Source organism: Streptomyces sp. PKU-EA00015 (assembly GCF_013387495.1).
Classification (GTDB): domain Bacteria; phylum Actinomycetota; class Actinomycetes; order Streptomycetales; family Streptomycetaceae; genus Streptomyces.
The window spans coordinates 16,936-35,628 of record NZ_JABZEE010000046.1; the positions used below are offsets into that span (position 1 = coordinate 16,936).

Genomic DNA, 18,693 nt, shown 5'->3' on the forward strand with positions numbered 1-18,693 from the left:
TCTCCTGGTGAGTGCAGGGGAGTTGGGAGGTGGGATCACAGTTGATGGGCGAGCAGCGCGGCCAGTCCTCCGGCCCACACGGCGACGGCACGGCATGCAGCACCGGCGGTCGTACGGGCGGTCGTACGGGCCATGGCGCCTTCCGTGTGCGTGCATCGCCTGCCGGTGCGGCCGACAGCGAACAGCAAGCCGGACAGCATCACCGCGGCACCGGCGGTCCACAGGGCCGGGGGCAGCGAGAGCCAGTCGCCCAGGCGCCAGGTGAGCCACAGCGCGGCGGCCGCGAAGAGGGCGTGGATGCCCGCCAGTACGCGGCGCCTGGCTCCTGGGAAGCCGGGCACGAGGCCGGTCACCAGCAGGGGGAGGGGCGCTGCCAGGGTGGCCAGCGCCGTGCCCGGGGCGTGGCCGGTGCCGGCGGACGGCGGCCCGGTCGCGGACAGGCCGAGCAATCGCTGCCCGATGGCGTCGACGGGGCGGTCGGTGTTCGACAGCACGGCGACCCCGCGGCCGGTCTCCCGGTCGAAGGCGATGTACGACGTGAAGCCTCCCGTCGCTCCGCTGTGCCAGGTGACGGCGTGTCCGTCGAGCGTGGTCGTGACCCAGCCCAGGCCCGTCCGGCCCTGCGGCCCCGCGTCGTGCGTGGGTACGGCGGCACGCGCACCGGGCGCCGTCCCCCTCATAACTCCGTACAGGAACCGGCCGAGGTCCCGGCCCGTGGTCCACACGTCACCCGCGGGGGTGTACCCCGAGGCATACCAGTGGTCCGTGGCAGGGCCGGTCGCCTGCTGCCCCCGCGCCGTCCGGGGAGGCTCCGGATCGCCGCGGCGCACGATGCGTGAATCGCTCATGCCGAGCGGGGCGAACAGGCGCGTGGCGAGCAGTTCGCCGTAGGGGCGCCCGGTACGGCGCGCCGCCGCGTAACCGGCCAGCGTCATCCCGAGGTTGGAGTAGGCGTACGTGCCAGGAGTGCGCGCCGACGACGTCCCGGCCGCAGCCAGCACCTCTTCTTCGCCCAGGCCCTGGTAGGGGTCCTGCCCGAGCAGCCGCAGGCGCAGGGTCCGCGTGGCCGTCCCGAGATCCGAGGGCATCTTCTCCAGGCCGGCGCGGTGGGTGGCCAGATCCTCGAGCGTCGCGCCGGCGACGGCGGTGTCGGCGAAACGACTGCCGGGCAGCAGCTGTTCCAGGGGCGTGCCGAGATCGAGGGTCCCGCGGTCCGCGAGGTCGGCCAGCAGCATGCCGGTCATGGGTTTGCCCACGCTGCCCGCCTCGAACACGGTGGAGGAATCCACCTGGCGGTGCGCGGGGTTGCCGGAGTCGCCCAGTCCGGCCAGCCGCAGCGCACCCTCGTCGACCACCACGACGGATATGCCGCGGTATCCGCGCCCGTCGCCCGCCGCCTCGCGCACCTGGGCCGCCAGATCCGCGTCCCCGGTGGAGGCGGACCCGAGCCGCGGAGGTGCGGGAGCCATCCGGCTTGCCGCACCCCCGCAGACAGCGAGGAGGGCTGCCGCGGCCACCCAAGCCGCGGCGCGCCGTGCACGGGGGTGCAGCGTGCGGCTCATCCGGCCGGTGCAGTCGTTCATTCGGCGGTGAGCACGGGAGCGGACGACGGGACGGCCGTGCCGGACTGCTCTGCCGGCCGGGCCCGGAGGATCCTCCGCAGCCGCCGGTAGTGGGCATCGCCCATGATGACCAGTTCGAGGGCCACCATGGTCAGGGAGAACGTGATGAGTCCGGCCATGTGGAAGCCGATTCCCACATGCAGGAGGACTCCTCCCGCCACCGCGAAGACGCGCCAGCGCCGGTGCAGGAGCAGGAAGGAGAAGGCGAGCTGGAAGAAGACGGTGGCGTAGGTGAGGGCCACCACCAGCAGCGCGCTTTCATAGATGTACCGGTTGACACCGGGCCATCCGAATTCGTCGACTCTGAGGATGTAGTAAAGGGCCGTGCCGTTCTGCCAGCGTTCGCCCTGAACCTTGTACATGCCCGACACGAGATACACCGTGCAGACCTGGAGGACCACCGCCAGCACGCCGGCGTTGTGCACGAGGGAAACCGAACGGGACCGCAGCGATGCCCGGCCGTCTTCGGTCCCGGTCCTTCCTTCGCTGTCCCTCTTTCCCCTGCGGCGGGAGTCGAGCGAGAACCGGGCTCCCGAGTCGATGCAGAGGAAGAACACCAGGACGATGGCCATGACGTTGTCCCCGCCGTCGAGAAGGACGGGATTGCGCTGATGCAGGGACCACAGGAAGACGTAGTGCAGGACGGTCGTCACGCGTGTCCGCCAGCCCAGCATGAACAACAGCGCGGCCAGCATGCCCAGATGGAAGACCGCTTCGAACCAGATCTCCGACCTGCTCACGGAATAGAGGGAGACTCCCTCGCCTCCCCCCGGCCCGGTGAAATTCTGCCAGGGCCAGATACCGTCGGGGCCCCAGAGGTAGGTGCGCTCGACGTAGTCGCGGGCGTAGTAGTAGAAACCGAGCGCGCCCAGCAGGATGCGCGCCAGCGCGCTGCCGATGAGGGAGCGGCGCCGCAGACTGAGGTCGTCGAGCCGGGCGTGAAAGGCCGTGCGCCTGCGGGCCGCCGCCGTGCGCAGCACCGCGGATATGCCGTCGAATGTCATCGGGCGACCTTCAATGGCTTCATCCAGGCGAGATCGTAGTATTCGATCTTTCCCTTGTTGCTCCGGACCTTGCGCTCGGAGAACCGGGGATACTCGTTGGTCACCACGCGTACCTGTACGGCGCTGATGCGCTCACCCCACAGCGCGGTCGCCTCGTCACTCGCGAGGGCGCGGATGTAGAGCAGTGTGTTGTCGCGCCCGATGAGCTCCCCCGGCGTCAGAGGGGGGTCGAGCTCGCGTGCGTCCGTGGGATCACCGCGATCGGCGCTCTTGCCGGCATCGGCCGGGCTGTTCTCGAGGCGCAGCTTGTCCAGCTGCGGGTCCCGCCAGGATTCGAGCTGCTGGCGGACGGACGGCGCCAGGCGCTCGACGCGGGAGGGCCAGAAGCGCTGCCGGTGCAGCTTGGCGATGTGCGGCGAGGTCACGTCCACCCAGTCGGTGGTCGTGACGGAACCGTCCGGTTCTCGCTTCTGCGCGCGCACCAGCCACCCCGCGTCGTCCGCGATCGGATTCGGTGCGAAAAGGTGCCAGTCCTGCTGGAAATACGGCGACATGTACGCGTGGATCTGCTCGTCGTAGCGTTCGCGCACCGGATTGAACGGACTGTTGTGGAGAGCGGTCATGCCGAAGTGGAACAGCAGGACTCCGGAGACCAGAAGTCCCACCGAGGACAGAGCGAAACGCCTGCCCCTGCTCCCGTTCGCAAGACTTCGGACCTCGTTGTCTTCCGTCACTTTGTTCTCTTGTTTCCCCGTGCGGCGGGCGCGGCACCCCGCGCCCGCCGTCCTGCTCTGTGTCCGGTCAGTCGAAGGAGCGCGAGAGGTCCACGTGGCTCGGGGACTCGTAACCGGCCACGTCGCCACGCCGGAACTGACGGCCGCTCTTGTTCTTCGGAATGGCGCCCACGGCCTTGATGTAGTCGTAGGCGGCCGAACCGGCGGCGGACCCCGCGGCCTTCTTCAGGAAGGAGGTCCAGGCCTTCGGCTGGACCGAGGGGTCGACGACGTTCTCCGGCTTTGCTGCCGCCTCTGCGAATGCGGCAGCGGTGGTCCCCTGCTGCACTCCGGCATTCGACGGCTCGGCGGATGCCGACGAGGTGAAGACGATGCCGGCGGCCATTCCGACAGTAACTGTCGCGGCCGTCAAGGCAATTTGGCGCATTAATTTCCCCAGATCAATAACGTTTTGATGGTCAACTCAAAACTGGCGCACCAGTGGCGCGTTGAAGATCATCTTACGTTACGGAAACAGGGCCTTGATCATCCTGTGACTGACGGCACAGGCGATGGCCAAAGGTTTCGGAATGAACTATTCCGTATTTGGGGCACCCGGGCGCTCGCGCCCGGGTGCCCAGTCAGGCCGTCGTCGCCGGTGCCGCCTCCCGCCCGCCCATGTCGAGCCGGAAGGGCGGGTACTGGTCGGTCAGCAATGCGGCATAGGCGGTGACCCGAGCGACCCAACGGGCCAGACCCAGCAGAAGGTCGAAGAGGTGCACCGGATAACGGGCCTTGACCGCCAGGATGATCACAGCGACCAGCGAGAGAAAGGGAATCAGTCCGCTGTAGCGCCAGCCTTCGTCATTGCCCCAGCCTCCGGCGAGAATCCCGACGACGACATACTGTGGAATCGCCAGTAGCCACCACTTCACCAGGACCAGGCCGCGGGAGAGACGCTCGGGATAGGCGATGTCGAAGTGCGCCGGATAACCGGGCACGTCGGCGAGCGTGAACGGCGGGTACCGGTCGGTGCCGAGTGCCGTATGGGCGTAATAGCTGACACGCCAGTTCCAGCGCATTACGCCGACATTGAAGTCGAAGAGGGGTCGCGGATACCGGCCGGTGATCAGGATGGCGAAGAACGCGACGACGGTGACCAGCACGAAACCGATCCACAGGAAGAACAGCACGATGTAGTGCGGAATGGCGAGCAACCATTTCACCAGCCACATCCATCGGGACAGCCCCGGATCGAGAGACGCCTCGAGACGCACGTCTGACGCGGTGACGGGAATCATGGAGGCACAACTCCTCTCCAGCGTCCCGCTCGGCAGGCGCCGGGCAGGGGTGATCGCCGATCACGATTCAGCGTCACATGCGGTGCGGAAAGCCGCGACTTGTCGCTCCGTTTCGAGCAGGACCCGCCTCGCACAGAGACGTTCGCCGGCGTCGACGGCTACCTCCTGGTCGCCGCGGACCGGTCCGGGCGCAAGCCCGCCGACGGGGTCAGGCTCTTTGCCGAACTGCGCGCGGACCGTCCGGTCACGGTCCACGGCTGAACTGGTGGACGGTGCTGATTCGTCAGGTGGTCCGTCCCGGCCCATGGCCGGACGAGGGTGTCGTCCTGCCGTCAGGAAGAACAGGGGCGGACAGCTCGACTCCCGTCCCGCCGGCGCCGCAGTAGCCCGCCGGGTTCCGGGCCAGATACTGCTGGTGGTACGCCCGTGCCGGGTAGAACGGATGCTCCCCGGCCGGGAGGATCTCCGTGGTGATCCGGCCGTATCCCGAGGCGGAAAGGGCCTTCTGGTACGTGTCGCGGGACGCCTCCGCCGCGGCGGCCTGGCCGGGGGAGTGGGTGAAGAGGACCGACCTGACGTGAGTGCCGACGTCGTTGCCCTGGCGGAAGCCCTGAGTGGGGTCGTGCGACTCCCAGAAGAGTTTCAACAGATCGGAATAGGACACCTTCGCCGGGTCGAACACCACGCGTACGGTCTCCGTGTGCCCGGTCAGCCCGGTCCGTATCTCGTCGTCGACCGGGTTCGGGGTGAAGCCGCCCTGGAAGCCGGTCACGGTGGTCCAGACCCCCGCCGTCTGCCAGAACCTGCGCTCGGCGCCCCAGAAGCAGCCGAGGGCGAAGTCGCCGACCTCCAGCCCCTGTGGCCAGGGCCCTTGCAGCGCGGTGCCCAGAACGGCATGCCGCTCCGGTAGCTCGTAAGCGGGCGCGGGGCGACCCGGAGGGGCCTCATCGGGCGTGGGCAGACGCAGATCCCGGCCCCTGGCGAACAGCATGGAGGTCCCCCTCGTGTTCCCTGTTTCGGTGCGCGTTCTCGATTCCGTCATTGTCCCGGCGCCGGCCGCCGGGGCACACCCACAGACCGGCCGACCTTGCAACGGCGGTGCGAGGCACGGCGTCCTCGCACCGCCGGGCAGCTGAGGAACGCCTTCGCTCGCCGGCTGCCGGTCTGCCGGTGGGGCGTCTGGCGCAAGATCCAGAAAGTCACTAGCATGCGCTCGATCCGGCCACCGCCCCGGGTCGGTCCGGCGATCTCCCCGGAAGAGCGGGAGCACACTCAGCTGCACGAGCCCGTTCGCATCTAGGAGGGAACGGTGTCGCAGTCCCGCAGGTTCTCACGTCGCCTCACCGGCTGGTTTCCATCGGCCACCCAGGACATTGCGTGGCCCGTCCTGTTGAGCACGGTCGGCTCCTCGGAGGGAAGTGGTCCACACCGCGGCAGGGGGATGCAGTGAAAGACGTCAAGTCGATGCCTACTGCCGTAATCCGGGAGGATGAGTCCAGTTCCGGTACTTTCCAGGCCAGCGCCAGCAGCGTGGAGGCGGGCTTCTTCTGCTGGGAGATCGCCACTGGCGAGGTGAGCTGCGACCCGCTCACCCTCGCGCTGCACGGCATGCCCGAGAACGGCCCGTCGGACATCTTGAGCTTTCTGGCCGCCGTCCACGAGGGCGATCTCGCAAATGTGCGCGATGCCTTGGGGCTGATAGCGGAATCCTGCGGCAACTACCAGATCGAGTACCGCGTCACCTCCGACGAGGGCCGGCACCGGTCCCTGGAAGCCCGAGGCCGCGTCCTGCCCGGCGCCGACGGGCTGCCGGCCCGCATGGTCGGAGTCGTCATGGACACCACGGCCGTCCATGAACGCCACGAAGCGGAGAGGCGGCGGCTGTACGAACGCGCCACCCGTGACCGCTGGATGCAGGAGCTGACCGCGGCTCTGGCCGCAGCGGTGACGGTCAAGGACATCATGGCGGCCGCACAGGCAGGATTGCGTACCTTCGGAGCGGACGCGCTGGCGGTGATCGCCCCGGAGGAGGACCGGTTGACCGTCATCGCTTCGTGCGCCGACGACAAGCAGGGCGACGACTCCCCACGAGCCCTCGACACCACGGCGCGCACACTCGTGGAGGCGTCACTCGATCGCAGGGCGCCCGTCCTCATCGGCTCCGGGGACGCGCTGATCACCGGTTATCCGCACCTGGCGCCGCTCGCGCGGTCAGCACAACAGGCGTGGGCGGCACTGCCGCTCACGGACTCGCGCGGCCGTGTCAGTTCCTGCCTCGTCAGTTTCCCCGAGCCGCAGGAGTTCCTGCCCGAGGAGCGGGCCCTCCTGGTCGCCGCCATGGGACTGCTCGCCCAGTCACTGGAGCGGGCCGGCATGTACGAGTCGGAACACGCGCTCGCGACCGAGCTCCAGCGCGGAATGCTGCCGCGCGGGCCGCTCACGGTGCCAGGCGTGACCATCGCCGCTCGCTACCAGGCTGCCACCTCCGGCATGTGGATCGGTGGCGACTGGTACGACGCCATCAGCCTGCCCGACGGCGGCGTGGCTCTGGTCATAGGAGATGTGCAGGGACACAGCGTCCACGCCGCGTCTCTCATGGGGCGGCTGCGCACCGCCGTGCACGCCTACGCGAACGAAGGACACCCGCCCGCGGCCGTCCTGGAACGCACCAACCGTCTGCTGGCCGAGCTGAACACGGACCCGGACAGGGCCCTGTTCGCCACCTGCTGCTACATCGCACTCACCCCCTCCGACGGAACGCTCCGGGTGTGCCGGGCGGGGCATCCAGCCCCCGCGCTGGTCACGCCCCGCAAGCCGCCACGCCTCCTGGAGATCCCCGGCGGCCTCCCCTTGGGGATCGACCGAGAGGAGCGGTACCCGACCACCCGCCTGCGCATAGCTCCGGGCAGCGTGCTCGCGCTGACCACCGACGGCCTGCTCGAGGCCGTGAACAAGGACATCGACCAGGGCATCGAGAGGTTTCTCCAGGGTCTGCGAGGGGCTCCCACGGCGAACCTGCAGACCGTTGTCGACGACCTCCTTGCCGGTACGCAGGAGGCTCACGGCCTGGGTGACGACGTCGCTCTGCTCCTGGCTCGTCTGGACAGGCCCGGCCGCCGCAGCTGAACCCGGCCTCACACGGCCTCTTCCTCAACTACCCTGAACCGCCGGGTGCTTGCACCTGCGGTCAACCGAATTCTCCCGGTTTGTGGTGCTGCTCGACATGTGGCAAGGATCGCGATGTCAACGAGACACCTGTCGAACGTCATCGACGGGCAGGGTATTTTGCAGCGGTTTTCGGGAATTGCCCGGGTTCGGTCACGCGGGCCTCGGCATGCCGCAGCGACCATGTCGCTGGATGTCGCCAATGGCAGAGAATCACCGAGAAGCGAGCTGACGTATGGGAGATTTCCGAATCCCGGACCTTTGCGCACCCATACCGGCAGCGCTGAATCCGGAACTGCAGGAGGCCACCGCGGCCGTTGACGCATGGTTGGGCGAGTTCGGTCTGGTGCCCACCGAGGAGGCGCGTCGGCATGTGCAGCGCACTCGTGTGGACCGGCTCACCGCGTGGCTGTGCCCGAACGCCTCACAGGAGGCGCTGATCCTGATCACCCAGTGGAACGCGTGGCTGTTCCAGCTGGACGACCAGTTCGACGACGACCCGGTGCGCGGTTACCAGCCCGAGCAGTGGCGCGAGGCGTTCGGGCCGTTGTTCGCCGTATTCGAGGAAAACGTCACGGCCGGGCGACTGGCGCGTTCCCTGGCCGACCTGTGGCGCCGTACGACGGCCGTCCGTTCTTCCGTATGGCAGCGCAGGTTTGTCCCGCACCTGTTGTGGTATTTCGACAGCTATCGGGCCGATATGATTCATCGGGAGGAAGGGCGTGTACCCGGCCTGCAGCAATATCTCGCGCATCGTCGCGCCTCATTCGCATTCGACGCCGTCCTTGACCTGATGGAAATCGGTTCCGGTGTGGACCTGCCCGATCAACTGCATGCGAATCCGGCCTTCGCGGACATGCGAGGGGCAGTGATCTACGCGAATGCCTGCATCAACGATCTCTACTCGCTGCGCAAGGAACTCACCCATGACTATGCGTTCAACGCCGTCACGGTGATCTCCCACCATCACCGGTGCAGCCTCCAGGAGGCGGTGGAGCGCGTGGCCGTGATGCAGGCCGGATACGTCCAGCGCATCCTCGATCTCGAACGGGTCCTGCCCGAACGGCTGGCGCGTTCCGGCCTCGCCGACGACGTCATCGTCGACGCGCTCCGCTGTGTCCGGGACTTCCACGCGCTCACCGCCGGGAACGTCGCCTGGTCGAAGGAGACCGGGCGCTATGCCGAGATAGAGACCAATCCGACGTATCTGACGGACTTGTTCACTCCGTAGCCCCCGTGGCCGTCGCCCATGCCCGTCAGGGAGCCGCCGTGGCAGCGGCACCGGGATCCCCCGTCAGGCAGGACTGTGCCGTCCATCCCACGTCGTGCGGCAGTCCTGTGTCGTCGCCGCCGGCTGCCGCCCGCCGGCCGTCCCGGGCACGCCGGAGGCGGCCCGTGTCGAGATCGACGATGATCTCCGAAGGCGGACAGCGGTGTCCGCTCAGCCGTCGGTGGGGGCCGGCGCGACACCGATCGGGCAGCTCACGCCCGTGCCGCCGATGCCGCAGTAGCCGCCCGGGTTCTTGTCGAGGTACTGCTGGTGGTACGCCTCTGCCGGATAGAACGGGCGGCCCTCCGCCGGCAGCAGTTCCGTGGTGATCGTGCCGTAGCCCGAGCCCGTCAGGACCTTCTGGTAGGACTCGCGCGACGCCTTGGCCGCGGACTCCTGGGCCGGGGAGTGGGTGTAGATCGCCGAGCGGTACTGGGTGCCCACGTCGTTGCCCTGGCGGAAGCCCTGGGTCGGGTCGTGGGACTCCCAGAACAGCTTCAGCAGCTGCTCGTACGACACGACCTCGGGGTCGAAGACGACGCGGACCGCCTCCGTGTGGCCGGTCAGGCCCGAGCAGGCCTCTTCGTACGTCGGGTTCGGGGTGTGGCCGCCCTGGTAGCCGACGAGGGTCGTCCACACGCCCTTCGTCTGCCAGAACTTCCGCTCCGCGCCCCAGAAGCAGCCCAGGGCGAAGTCGGCGACCTCCAGGCCCTCGGGGTAGGGGCCCAGCAGCGGGTTGCCGAGGACCGTGTGGCGGTCGGGGACGGTGAAGGACGGGGCGGGGCGGCCCTTGAGGGCCTCCTCCGGGGTGGGCAGCACGGGCGTACGGCCGAAGAGCATGGCGGTTCTCCTTCACGGTGACGGCACCGGGAACAACGTCCCGGCGCCACCGGGAATTCCGGACGGCCTCCCCGTCCTGGGCGGCGCGCCGGGTCAGTGCGGCAGCGTCGCCGGGCTGCCGCCGTTGGCCTCGTAGCCCGCCACCGCGAGGGCGCGGTAGACCGCGTACTCGGCCGCCGGGTCGCTGCTGTGCGTCCACGGCAGGGCGCCCACGTGGCCGTCCACGTGGACCAGTTGGTTCATCGCCTCGGCCCAGCGCTCGGAGCGGACCAGGAACATCACGAGCAGATGGCGCACGTGCGCGAGCATCGGGTCGTCGGGGCGGGCCGAGTGGACCGCGTACAGGGCGCCTTCCAGGGCCTTGGTGACCACCGCGCTCTGGTAGAAGCCGGTGACCAGGTTGAGCTCGGGCAGGTGCTCGTACACCGCGAACAGCGGCAGGGCCGCGAGCAGCGAGCCCTGCGGCGCCCGGGCGGCGGCGGTCGTCGCGAAGTGGTCGGCGTCCTCCCGGGAGCCGTGCCACTTCTCGCACAGGTAGTGGAGGGCGGCGAGGTGGGCGCCCATGTGGCTGGGCGCCCGGTCGATGACCTTCGCCCACAGCTGGTCGAACTGCTCCTGGGAGTCGCCGAGCCCGCGGGCGACGGCGAGTTCGACGATGTACGGGACCGGGTCGCCGGGCGCCAGGAGCGCGGCCTCGGCGCACACGGACCTGGCCTCCTCCAGGATGATCCGGAAGTCGTCCGTGCCGGCGGCCGACGACCGCCACGCCTGCTGGACGAGGAACTCGGCGTGCACCTGGGCGCCCCCCGCGTCCTTCGGCGCCTGAGCGCGCCAGGCGCGCAGCCACGCGCCACCGGTGCCGGGCTGCTGCTGGAGCTCCAGCGACGCGGCGCCGGCGAAGGCCTGGACGCGCTGCCAGCGCACCTCGCCCTCCTTCGGTGTGCCGGCGAGCAGCTGGGCGGCGGCCCGCCAGTCCTGGGTGCGCTGGACGACGTCGAGCACGTCGAGGAGGTCCTGGTCCGGTCCGGGCAGGCGCACGTCCAGCTCCTCCTGGCGCAGGAAGCCGTAGTCGTCCGGGTCGGCGGCGTCGGGCGAGCCGGGGCGGGCCAGCCGGATGCCCGCGTTGCGGCGCCTGAGGACGGGGCCGATGACCGCGGCCAGCATGCACATCGCGATCAGGAACCAGAGAATCTCCATGGCTCCATTGTCCCGGACGCCCGCGGCGTCCACAGCGGGCAGGTCCGCGCCGCGAACCGCCCCTCGCGGGACTACGCTCGGGCCTCATGAGCGACGACCACACCTTGCACAGCTTCGAGACCCGCGCCATCCATGCGGGCAACACCGCGGACCCGCTGACCGGCGCCGTCGTGCCGCCGATCTACCAGGTCTCCACCTACAAGCAGGACGGCGTGGGCGGGCTGCGGGGCGGTTACGAGTACAGCCGCAGCGCCAACCCGACCCGGACCGCCCTGGAGGAGAACCTGGCCGCGATCGAGGGCGGCCGGCGCGGTCTGGCCTTCGCGTCCGGGCTCGCGGCGGAGGACTGCCTGCTGCGTACGCTGCTGAAGCCCGGTGCCCACGTGGTGATCCCGAACGATGCGTACGGCGGCACGTTCCGGCTGTTCGCCAAGGTGGTCGAGCGGTGGGGCGTGGACTTCTCCGTGGCGGACACCTCGGACCCGGCGGCGGTGCGGGCGGCGGTCAACGACCGTACGCGGCTGATCTGGGTCGAGACCCCGTCGAACCCGCTCCTCGGCATCACGGACATCGCGGCGGTCGCGGACGTGGCGCGCACGGCGGGCGCGAAGCTCGTCGTCGACAACACGTTCGCGAGCCCCTACCTCCAGCAGCCGATCTCCCTCGGCGCCGACGTCGTCGTGCACTCGCTGACGAAGTACATGGGCGGTCACTCGGACGTCGTGGGCGGTGCGCTGATCGCGGCCGACGCGGGGCTGGGCGAGGAACTGGCGTACCACCAGAACGCGATGGGAGCGGTGGCCGGCCCGTTCGACGCGTGGCTGGTGCTGCGGGGGATCAAGACGCTCCCGGTGCGCATGGACCGCCACAGCGAGAACGCGACCCGCGTCGCGGAGATGCTGACCAAGCACCCCAAGGTCACCTCGGTGCTCTACCCGGGACTGCCGGAGCACCCGGGACACGAGGTGGCGGCGAAGCAGATGAAGGCGTTCGGCGGCATGGTGTCGTTCCGGGTCGAGGGCGGCGAGGCGGCCGCGGTCGAGGTCTGCAACCGCGCCAAGCTGTTCACGCTGGGCGAGTCGCTGGGCGGTGTCGAGTCGCTGATCGAGCACCCGGGGCGGATGACCCACGCGTCGGTGGTCGGTTCGGCGCTGGAGGTGCCGGGCGACCTGGTGCGGCTGTCGGTGGGCATCGAGGCGGCCGACGACCTGCTGGCTGACCTCAAGCAGGCGCTCGGCTGAGGGAGTTGACACCTCGTCGGACGACATCGGGCCCCGGCCGGGTACGGCCGGGGCCCGATGTGCGGGTGCCGGGTCAGGCAGGGACCTTCTCGTCCTCGAGGGACTCACGGATCATCTGCCGCAGCTCGGGGCCGTCGGTGTGTTCGTGGACGGACACGGCGTGCTCGGCGGCCGCCCGTATGACTTCGTCCTCCTCGCCGGAGATGGTGAGGGTGCATCCGGAGACGCTCGGGCTCTTGCGGCAGTCGACGACTTTCCTGGTCATGAGGGCCTCCTCGGCTCGCTCTGGGTGCCGCTCGTCTTCAGGATAGATCCGAAAGAACCGGCGGACGCGGCAGGACGGACGGGCGCCCTCGCGTCACCGCGGCGCGCGTCGTCGCACGTCAGAAGCCTTCGAGCGGTGGTGTCGTCTCCGACGGCGGTGCCACCCACGGCTGGTTCACCGTCGCCCACACCGCGAAGGCGAGGGCCGCGGCGACGATCAGCAGCCAGGCCGCCCGGCGCAGCGCGCGCCGGCGGCGCAGCAGCCGTCCGCCGTGGGTCGCGGCGCGGACGCCGAGATCGGCGGGCACGGCGGGCAGGGGGCCCTCCATCATCCGGCGGACCTCGCTCTCCTTGCGGTCGGCGCCGCTCATGACGCCGCCCGCAGCCGGGCCGCCGGAGGCCGGGGCGGCGTGCTGCGCATGACGGCTACGGCCCGTGTGCAGATCGCGCGGACCCGGTCCGCGGGGATGCCCAGCAGCGCGGCGGTCTGCTCCTCGGCGACCCCTTCGTACAGCCGCAGCACCAGGATCAGGCGCTCCTGCGGGCTGAGCCGGGCGAGCACTCCGTCCCGCGCGCGGGGGTGACGCCAGGCGCCGCGCGCGAAGCGGTTGGCGAGCTCCTGGCGGGTGCGGTCGTAGGGGTCCTCTCCGCGCAGCCGGTCCCAGTCGGCGTAGGTGCGGGCGAGCGCGGCGGTGAGCAGTTGCTGTGCGTACGGGTTGACGCCCGCGGGCTCGGCCGTGAGCAGGGTCGCGGCGTGCAGCAGCCGGCCGGCCGCGCCCGCCACGAAGGCGTCGAACTCCCGGGCACGGCGGCGGTCCCTGGCCGGATTCCGCTCGCTCACGTCCTCATATAGGGCCCATGCCGCGTCCCCGGTCAAGGGGTCGGCGGGGGCCATCGGCCCCGCCCTGGTCAGGAGGCCGGCGGAGCCTCCGCCTCCGCCGGGGGCAGCCCGGCCTGGCGGGCGGACAGGGCGGTGTTGAAGCGGGTGAGCAGGGTGCAGAACGACTCGCGCTCGCTCTCCGTCCAGCCTTCCGTGACCTGCCGCATCAGTTCGCGCCGCGAGGCGCGGACCTCGTCGAGGCGGGCCTGGCCGCGAGGGGAGAGCTGCAGGACGACGGCGCGGCCGTCCTCCGGGTGCGAGGTGCGCTTGACCAGGCCGGTGTCGACCAGCGGCGCGACCTGGCGGGTCACGGTCGACGAGTCGATCCCCATGCCCGCCGCGAGCGCCTTGACGCCCATGGGGCCTTCCTGGTCGAGGCGGTTGAGCAGCAGGTAGGCGGCGCGGTCCATGGAGTTGCGGACCTGGCCCACGCCACCGAGCCGGGTCTGTTCCGCGCGCCGGGCGAAGACGGCCACCTGGTGCTGGAGGGCATCGAGGAGGCCGGGAGCGAGATCTGTCGTCATGTCCTGTGAAGTGGGCATGGCAGTGGGGGGCTCTCTCGTGCGGTGGTCGGTTGGTGGGGGACAGAGTACGCGGCCGGGCCGTGGCGCGTACGGGCGCTGCACAATCCTGCGGCAGACCGCCCGGGATTCGGACGGCGGCCCGGTCGGCGGGGCGAACTGCGAGACTTGTGCCATGAGCTTCCGCACGCCCGAGATCCTGCGCTCCGTCATCCTCGACGACATCCGCGGGGCCCAGAAGATGCTGTCCGGGGTGGCGCGGATGACGCCGATGGAGGGCAGCAGGCACCTGACGCGGCTCGTGGGGGCGCCGGTCCACCTGAAGTGCGAGAACCTGCAGCGCACCGGGTCGTTCAAGCTGCGCGGGGCCTATGTGCGCATCGCCGGCCTGCGGCCGGAGGAGCGCGCGGCCGGAGTGGTCGCCGCGTCCGCGGGCAACCACGCGCAGGGTGTCGCGCTGGCGTCGTCGCTGCTCGGGGTCCGCTCCACCGTCTTCATGCCGGTCGGCGCCCCGCTGCCGAAGGTGGCCGCGACGCGGGAGTACGGCGCGGACGTGCGGCTCGTGGGGCACGTGGTCGACGAGACGCTGGCGGCGGCCGAGCAGTACGCGCGTGAGACGGGCGCGGTGTTCATCCACCCCTTCGACCACCCGGACATCGTGGCGGGCCAGGGCACGGTGGGGCTGGAGATCCTGGAGCAGTGCCCGGAGGTGCGGACGATCCTCGTCGGTGTCGGCGGCGGCGGTCTCGTGGCCGGCATCGCCGTGGCGGTGAAGGCGCTGCGGCCCGATGTGAAGGTGATCGGCGTACAGGCGGAGGGCGCGGCGGCGTATCCGCCCTCGCTGGCGGCGGGGCGGCCGGTGTCGATCGAGGCGCCGGCGACGATGGCGGACGGGATCAAGGTCGGCCGGCCCGGGGACGTGCCGTTCAAAATCATTGGCGATCTTGTGGACGACGTCCGTACGGTCTCCGAGGACGAGCTCTCCAGCGCGCTGCTGCTCTGCCTGGAGCGGGCCAAGATGGTGGTCGAGCCGGCCGGGGCGAGCACGGTGGCGGCGCTGCTGAGCGATCCGGCGTCGTTCGACGGCCCGGTGGTCGCACTGCTGTCGGGCGGCAACGTGGATCCGCTGCTGATGCAGCGCATCCTGCGTCACGGCATGGCGGCGGCAGGGCGGTACCTGTCGCTGCGGCTGCGTCTGACGGACCGTCCGGGCGCGCTGGCCGGGCTGCTGGGAGCGCTGTCGGTGGCGGACGCCAATGTCCTCGACGTGAGTCATGTGCGGACCGATCCGCGGCTCGGGCTCACGGAGGTCGAGGTGGAACTGCACCTGGAGACGAAGGGGCCGGAACATTGCGAGGAGGTCGCGGCGGCCCTGCGTGCCAAGGGTTACACCATTCTCGACTGAGGCCCGCCCGTCCGGCGGGCGCTCCGGCGGCAACCGCCCGGCATCCGCGCGCTCCGAATGTCGCGACTCGCTTGATGAGACGCGATGTATCGCGATACCGTGAACATGTCATCGCGTCCACCTGTGTCGATGCGCGGGCATATGCATGCTCTCGTCCAGAAGTGACCCATTCCACCTGTCCCTTGGGAGACCCCCATGCCAGGCGCCATCCACGCCGAAGGTCTGGTGAAGACCTTCGGCGACGTCAGGGCACTCGACGGCGTCGATCTCGACGTCCCGGAAGGCACGGTCCTCGGACTTCTCGGCCCGAACGGCGCCGGCAAGACGACCACCGTGCGCGTCCTGACCACCCTTCTCCGGCCCGACAGCGGCTCCGCCGTCGTCGCCGGGATCGACGTGCTCAAAAACCCCAACGAGGTGCGCAGGTCCATCGGCCTGTCCGGCCAGTTCGCCGCCGTCGACGAGTACCTGACCGGCCGGGAGAACCTCCAGATGGTCGGCCGGCTCTACCAGATGAACGCGCGCGTCGCGAAGATCCGCGCGGGCGAGCTGCTGGACCGCTTCAACCTCGCCGAGGCCGCCGACCGCCCCGCCAAGACCTACTCCGGCGGCATGCGCAGGCGGCTCGACCTGGCCGCGGCACTGGTCGTCTCCCCGCCCGTGATGTTCATGGACGAGCCGACCACCGGTCTCGACCCGCGCAACCGCCAGCAGCTGTGGGAGGTCATCCAGGAGCTCGTCAGGGGAGGTACGACTTTGCTGCTCACGACGCAGTACCTGGAGGAGGCCGACCACCTCGCCGACACGATCTGCGTCGTCGACCACGGCAAGGTGATCGCCCGTGGCACCGCCGACCAGCTCAAGGCGCGTACCGGCGGCGAACGCGTGGAGGTCGTCGTCCACGAGCCCGACGAGATCGGCCCCGCCCGTGAGGTCCTCGCCGCCTACGGCAAGGGCGACGTCACGGTCGCCGAGCACACCCGCAAGCTGACCGTCCCGGTCACCGGCGGCGCCAAGCTGCTGGCCGAGGTCATCCGCGACCTCGACTCCCGCGGCGTGGAGATCGACGACATCGGTCTGCGCCGGCCCACCCTCGACGACGTGTTCATCTCGCTGACCGGGCACGCGGCCGAGGTCGCCGACGACAGTGACGACGGGGAACAGGACGCCCGGCCCCAGGCCCACGGCCGCAAGAACCGGAAGGAGAGCGTGAAGTGAGCACCTCAGTGGACGCCGCCACCGTCGTGGCCCCCCGGCCGCGGGGCGGCATCGGGCAGTCGGTCAGCGACTCGCTCGTCGTCGCCAAGCGGAACCTGATCCGCATGACCCGGATCCCCGAGATGATCATCTTCGGCATGATCCAGCCGGTCATGTTCGTAGTGCTGTTCAGCTACGTCTTCGGCGGCTCCATGCAGATCGGCCAGTCGACCTCCCCGGAGGTCTACCGCGAGTTCCTGATGGCCGGCATCTTCGCCCAGACCGTCACCTTCGCCACCGCGGGCGCCGGCGCGGGCATCGCCGACGACATGCACAAGGGCCTCATCGACCGGTTCCGCTCGCTGCCGATGGCCCGCGGCGCGGTCCTCACCGGCCGTACGCTCGCCGACCTCGTGCAGACCGCGCTGACCGTCGTCGTCCTCGTGGTCGTCGCGCTGCTCGTCGGCTGGCGGGCCCACGAGGGCATCGCCAAGGCCCTCGGCGCCTTCGCCCTGCTGCTGCTCCTCGGCTACGCGTTCTCGTGGATCGGCGCCCTGATCGGGCTCTCGGTCCGCACGCCCGAGGCGGCCACCTCCGGCGGCCTGATCTGGCTCTTCCCGGTCACGTTCATCTCGACCGCCTTCGTGGACTCCAGCAAGCTCACCTCCTGGCTGCAGCCCATCGCCGAGTGGAACCCGTTCAGCGCCACCGTCCAGGCCTGCCGCCAGCTCTTCGGCAACCCCGGCGCCTCGCCGTCGGACGCCTGGCCGATGCAGCACCCCGTGATCGCCTCGATCGCCTGGTCGCTCGTCATCATCGCGGTCTTCCGGACCTTCGCGGTGCGCAAGTACCGCTCGGCTACCGCCTGAGCGGCCCCGGCCGGACAGCGGGAAGGGGCCGGACCGCGCCTGGCGCGGTCCGGCCCCTTCGCCGTGCGATGCGGGGGATCAGCCGGTGTACGGCTTGGCCTCGAGGATCTTCACCATGGCCTTCTTGCCGTTCGGCAGCTCGTACTCGGCCTCGTCGCCGACCTTCTTGCCGTTCACACCGACGCCCAGCGGCGACTGCGGCGAGTAGGTCTCGATGTCCGAGCTCGCGTACTCGCGCGACGCCATCAGGAAGGTCAGGGTGTCGTCCTCGTCGCCGTCGAAGGCGATCGTGACGACCATGCCGGGCTCGACGATGCCGTCGTCCGCGGGGGCCTCGCCGACCTTCGCGTTGTCCAGGAGCTGGGTCAGCTGGCGCACACGGAGCTCCTGCTTGCCCTGCTCCTCCTTGGCCGCGTGGTACCCGCCGTTCTCCCGCAGGTCGCCCTCCTCACGGGCCGCCTCGATCTTCTTGGCGATCTCCGTGCGCGCGGGACCAGACAGGTACTCCAGCTCGGCCTTGAGCTGGTTGTACGCCTCCTGGGTGAGCCAGGTGACGTTGTCGCTGGTCTGGGTCACAGGTGCTCCTCGTAGGTACTGGGAATACAAAGCATCGCCCTACTCAGAAGGATTGTCCGTCCCGAGCGGGCGAAACCACGAGCCTAACAATTCCGGGGCGAAAGGGGGAGGACAAAACCGAGCAGAAGGAAAAGGCCCTGGTCACACGAGTGACGCGCCCGGTCAGGCGGCGCGGCAGCCCACCAGCTCGGCGCTGGTCGCCTGCTCGGTCGTACGGATCTTCACGACCTGGTCGATCCTGCTCTCGCCCGTACGGCCGATCCGCACGTCCAGGCGGCCGACCTCGCCGCCGGCCTCCGAGAGCGAGCGCAGGGTGCAGGTGCCGGTGGCGTCCTTGTCCTTGCGCACCTCCAGGTGCACCTGGACCTCGTTCGCGCCCTCGACGACATCGAACTTGATCACCTCGGCGCTGATCTTCTGGCCGGCGATGTAGTCGTAGCCGAACCAGCCGACCATCGCGAGCAGCCCCGCGCCGAGCACGGCGCCGGTCATGCGCAGCCTGCGGTCCGCGCGCTCGTCCGCGGAGCGGCCGTAACGCCCCTGCGGTAGCTCCTCGCGTACAGCCGCCATGATCGTTCCTCTCGAGTGCCGGAGGCAGGAATTTTCCGTCCGCCGATTCGGTCACTAT

Annotated in this window: 21 protein-coding genes; 7 read left to right on the forward strand and 14 right to left on the reverse strand. The window is 70.0% G+C overall.

The genetic code is table 11. The features are described 5' to 3' along the window. Window positions 1–35 precede the first annotated feature (35 nt). The 5 genes from HW130_RS25845 to HW130_RS25865 form a co-directional block, all read right to left on the reverse strand. The gene (locus HW130_RS25845; RefSeq protein ID WP_177152108.1) at window positions 36–1,469 is read right to left on the reverse strand and encodes a serine hydrolase; all 1,434 of its coding nucleotides are present in this window, start codon (window positions 1,467–1,469) and stop codon (window positions 36–38) included. A gap of 110 nt (window positions 1,470–1,579) precedes the next feature. Then, entirely contained in the window at window positions 1,580–2,626 is a 1,047-nt protein-coding gene (locus HW130_RS25850; protein WP_177152109.1) for an HTTM domain-containing protein, read from the reverse strand. Continuing rightward, window positions 2,623–3,291 carry a DUF5819 family protein gene (locus HW130_RS25855; protein ID WP_177152110.1) on the reverse strand — a complete coding sequence of 223 codons (669 nt, stop codon included), beginning with the start codon at window positions 3,289–3,291 and terminating at the stop codon, window positions 2,623–2,625. Before HW130_RS25855 ends, HW130_RS25850 begins: the two co-directional genes overlap by 4 nt. A gap of 136 nt (window positions 3,292–3,427) precedes the next feature. Beyond that, window positions 3,428–3,745 carry a hypothetical protein gene (locus HW130_RS25860; RefSeq protein ID WP_177152111.1) on the reverse strand — a complete coding sequence of 106 codons (318 nt, stop codon included), beginning with the start codon at window positions 3,743–3,745 and terminating at the stop codon, window positions 3,428–3,430. A gap of 235 nt (window positions 3,746–3,980) precedes the next feature. Continuing rightward, window positions 3,981–4,640 carry a DUF4389 domain-containing protein gene (locus HW130_RS25865; protein WP_177152112.1) on the reverse strand — a complete coding sequence of 220 codons (660 nt, stop codon included), beginning with the start codon at window positions 4,638–4,640 and terminating at the stop codon, window positions 3,981–3,983. Window positions 4,641–4,739: 99 nt separating this feature from the next. On the opposite strand from HW130_RS25865, the gene HW130_RS25870 reads away from it, so the two are divergent. Further along, window positions 4,740–4,901, forward strand: coding sequence for a hypothetical protein (locus HW130_RS25870; protein WP_177152113.1), 162 nt, complete (start codon window positions 4,740–4,742; stop codon window positions 4,899–4,901). Window positions 4,902–4,923: 22 nt separating this feature from the next. Here the strand turns inward: HW130_RS25870 and msrA (HW130_RS25875) are convergent, their stop codons facing one another. Continuing rightward, window positions 4,924–5,631: a peptide-methionine (S)-S-oxide reductase MsrA gene (msrA, locus tag HW130_RS25875; RefSeq protein ID WP_177152114.1), complete on the reverse strand. Its 708-nt coding sequence runs from the start codon at window positions 5,629–5,631 to the stop codon at window positions 4,924–4,926. A gap of 473 nt (window positions 5,632–6,104) precedes the next feature. Between msrA (HW130_RS25875) and HW130_RS25880 the strand changes: the two genes are divergently transcribed. Together HW130_RS25880 and HW130_RS25885 are read left to right on the forward strand one after the other, a co-directional pair. Further along, window positions 6,105–7,766 carry a PP2C family protein-serine/threonine phosphatase gene (locus HW130_RS25880; RefSeq protein ID WP_177152115.1) on the forward strand — a complete coding sequence of 554 codons (1,662 nt, stop codon included), beginning with the start codon at window positions 6,105–6,107 and terminating at the stop codon, window positions 7,764–7,766. 274 nt (window positions 7,767–8,040) lie between these two features. Next, complete coding sequence (locus tag HW130_RS25885) at window positions 8,041–9,036, forward strand: hypothetical protein (RefSeq protein WP_177152116.1); 996 nt, start codon at window positions 8,041–8,043, stop codon at window positions 9,034–9,036. A gap of 210 nt (window positions 9,037–9,246) precedes the next feature. Here HW130_RS25885 and msrA (HW130_RS25890) read toward each other — a convergent pair whose 3' ends face one another. Further along, on the reverse strand, window positions 9,247–9,915 hold the full coding sequence (gene msrA / locus HW130_RS25890; RefSeq protein ID WP_177152117.1) for a peptide-methionine (S)-S-oxide reductase MsrA: 669 nt from the start codon (window positions 9,913–9,915) through the stop codon (window positions 9,247–9,249). A 93-nt stretch (window positions 9,916–10,008) separates the two neighbouring features. Continuing rightward, window positions 10,009–11,112, reverse strand: coding sequence for a hypothetical protein (locus HW130_RS25895; protein ID WP_177152118.1), 1,104 nt, complete (start codon window positions 11,110–11,112; stop codon window positions 10,009–10,011). An 86-nt stretch (window positions 11,113–11,198) separates the two neighbouring features. On the opposite strand from HW130_RS25895, the gene HW130_RS25900 reads away from it, so the two are divergent. Continuing rightward, window positions 11,199–12,353, forward strand: a complete 1,155-nt coding sequence (locus HW130_RS25900; protein WP_177152119.1) for a cystathionine gamma-synthase — start codon at window positions 11,199–11,201, stop codon at window positions 12,351–12,353. Window positions 12,354–12,426: 73 nt separating this feature from the next. Here the strand turns inward: HW130_RS25900 and HW130_RS25905 are convergent, their stop codons facing one another. From HW130_RS25905 to HW130_RS25920, 4 genes are all read right to left on the reverse strand, one after another. Then, the gene (locus HW130_RS25905) at window positions 12,427–12,618 is read right to left on the reverse strand and encodes a DUF1059 domain-containing protein (RefSeq protein ID WP_177152120.1); all 192 of its coding nucleotides are present in this window, start codon (window positions 12,616–12,618) and stop codon (window positions 12,427–12,429) included. Window positions 12,619–12,736: 118 nt separating this feature from the next. Next, entirely contained in the window at window positions 12,737–12,988 is a 252-nt protein-coding gene (locus tag HW130_RS25910) for a hypothetical protein (RefSeq protein WP_177152121.1), read from the reverse strand. Further along, on the reverse strand, window positions 12,985–13,458 hold the full coding sequence (locus HW130_RS25915) for a sigma factor-like helix-turn-helix DNA-binding protein (RefSeq protein WP_309140580.1): 474 nt from the start codon (window positions 13,456–13,458) through the stop codon (window positions 12,985–12,987). The genes HW130_RS25910 and HW130_RS25915 overlap by 4 nt, the downstream gene beginning before the upstream one ends. A gap of 68 nt (window positions 13,459–13,526) precedes the next feature. Further along, window positions 13,527–14,039, reverse strand: coding sequence for a MarR family winged helix-turn-helix transcriptional regulator (locus HW130_RS25920; protein WP_177152123.1), 513 nt, complete (start codon window positions 14,037–14,039; stop codon window positions 13,527–13,529). 154 nt (window positions 14,040–14,193) lie between these two features. Between HW130_RS25920 and ilvA the strand changes: the two genes are divergently transcribed. The 3 genes from ilvA to HW130_RS25935 all read left to right on the forward strand — a co-directional run bounded on the left by ilvA (window position 14,194) and on the right by HW130_RS25935 (window position 17,489). Continuing rightward, window positions 14,194–15,423, forward strand: coding sequence for a threonine ammonia-lyase (gene ilvA, locus HW130_RS25925; protein WP_177152124.1), 1,230 nt, complete (start codon window positions 14,194–14,196; stop codon window positions 15,421–15,423). Between the two features lie 195 nt (window positions 15,424–15,618). Next, entirely contained in the window at window positions 15,619–16,641 is a 1,023-nt protein-coding gene (locus HW130_RS25930; RefSeq protein ID WP_177152125.1) for an ATP-binding cassette domain-containing protein, read from the forward strand. Then, on the forward strand, window positions 16,638–17,489 hold the full coding sequence (locus HW130_RS25935) for an ABC transporter permease (protein WP_177152126.1): 852 nt from the start codon (window positions 16,638–16,640) through the stop codon (window positions 17,487–17,489). Before HW130_RS25930 ends, HW130_RS25935 begins: the two co-directional genes overlap by 4 nt. 78 nt (window positions 17,490–17,567) lie before the next feature. Here the strand turns inward: HW130_RS25935 and greA are convergent, their stop codons facing one another. Beyond that, window positions 17,568–18,065, reverse strand: a complete 498-nt coding sequence (gene greA, locus HW130_RS25940) for a transcription elongation factor GreA (RefSeq protein ID WP_177152127.1) — start codon at window positions 18,063–18,065, stop codon at window positions 17,568–17,570. 162 nt (window positions 18,066–18,227) lie between these two features. Further along, the gene (locus HW130_RS25945) at window positions 18,228–18,635 is read right to left on the reverse strand and encodes a DUF4307 domain-containing protein (protein WP_177152128.1); all 408 of its coding nucleotides are present in this window, start codon (window positions 18,633–18,635) and stop codon (window positions 18,228–18,230) included. Window positions 18,636–18,693: the final 58 nt, after the last annotated feature.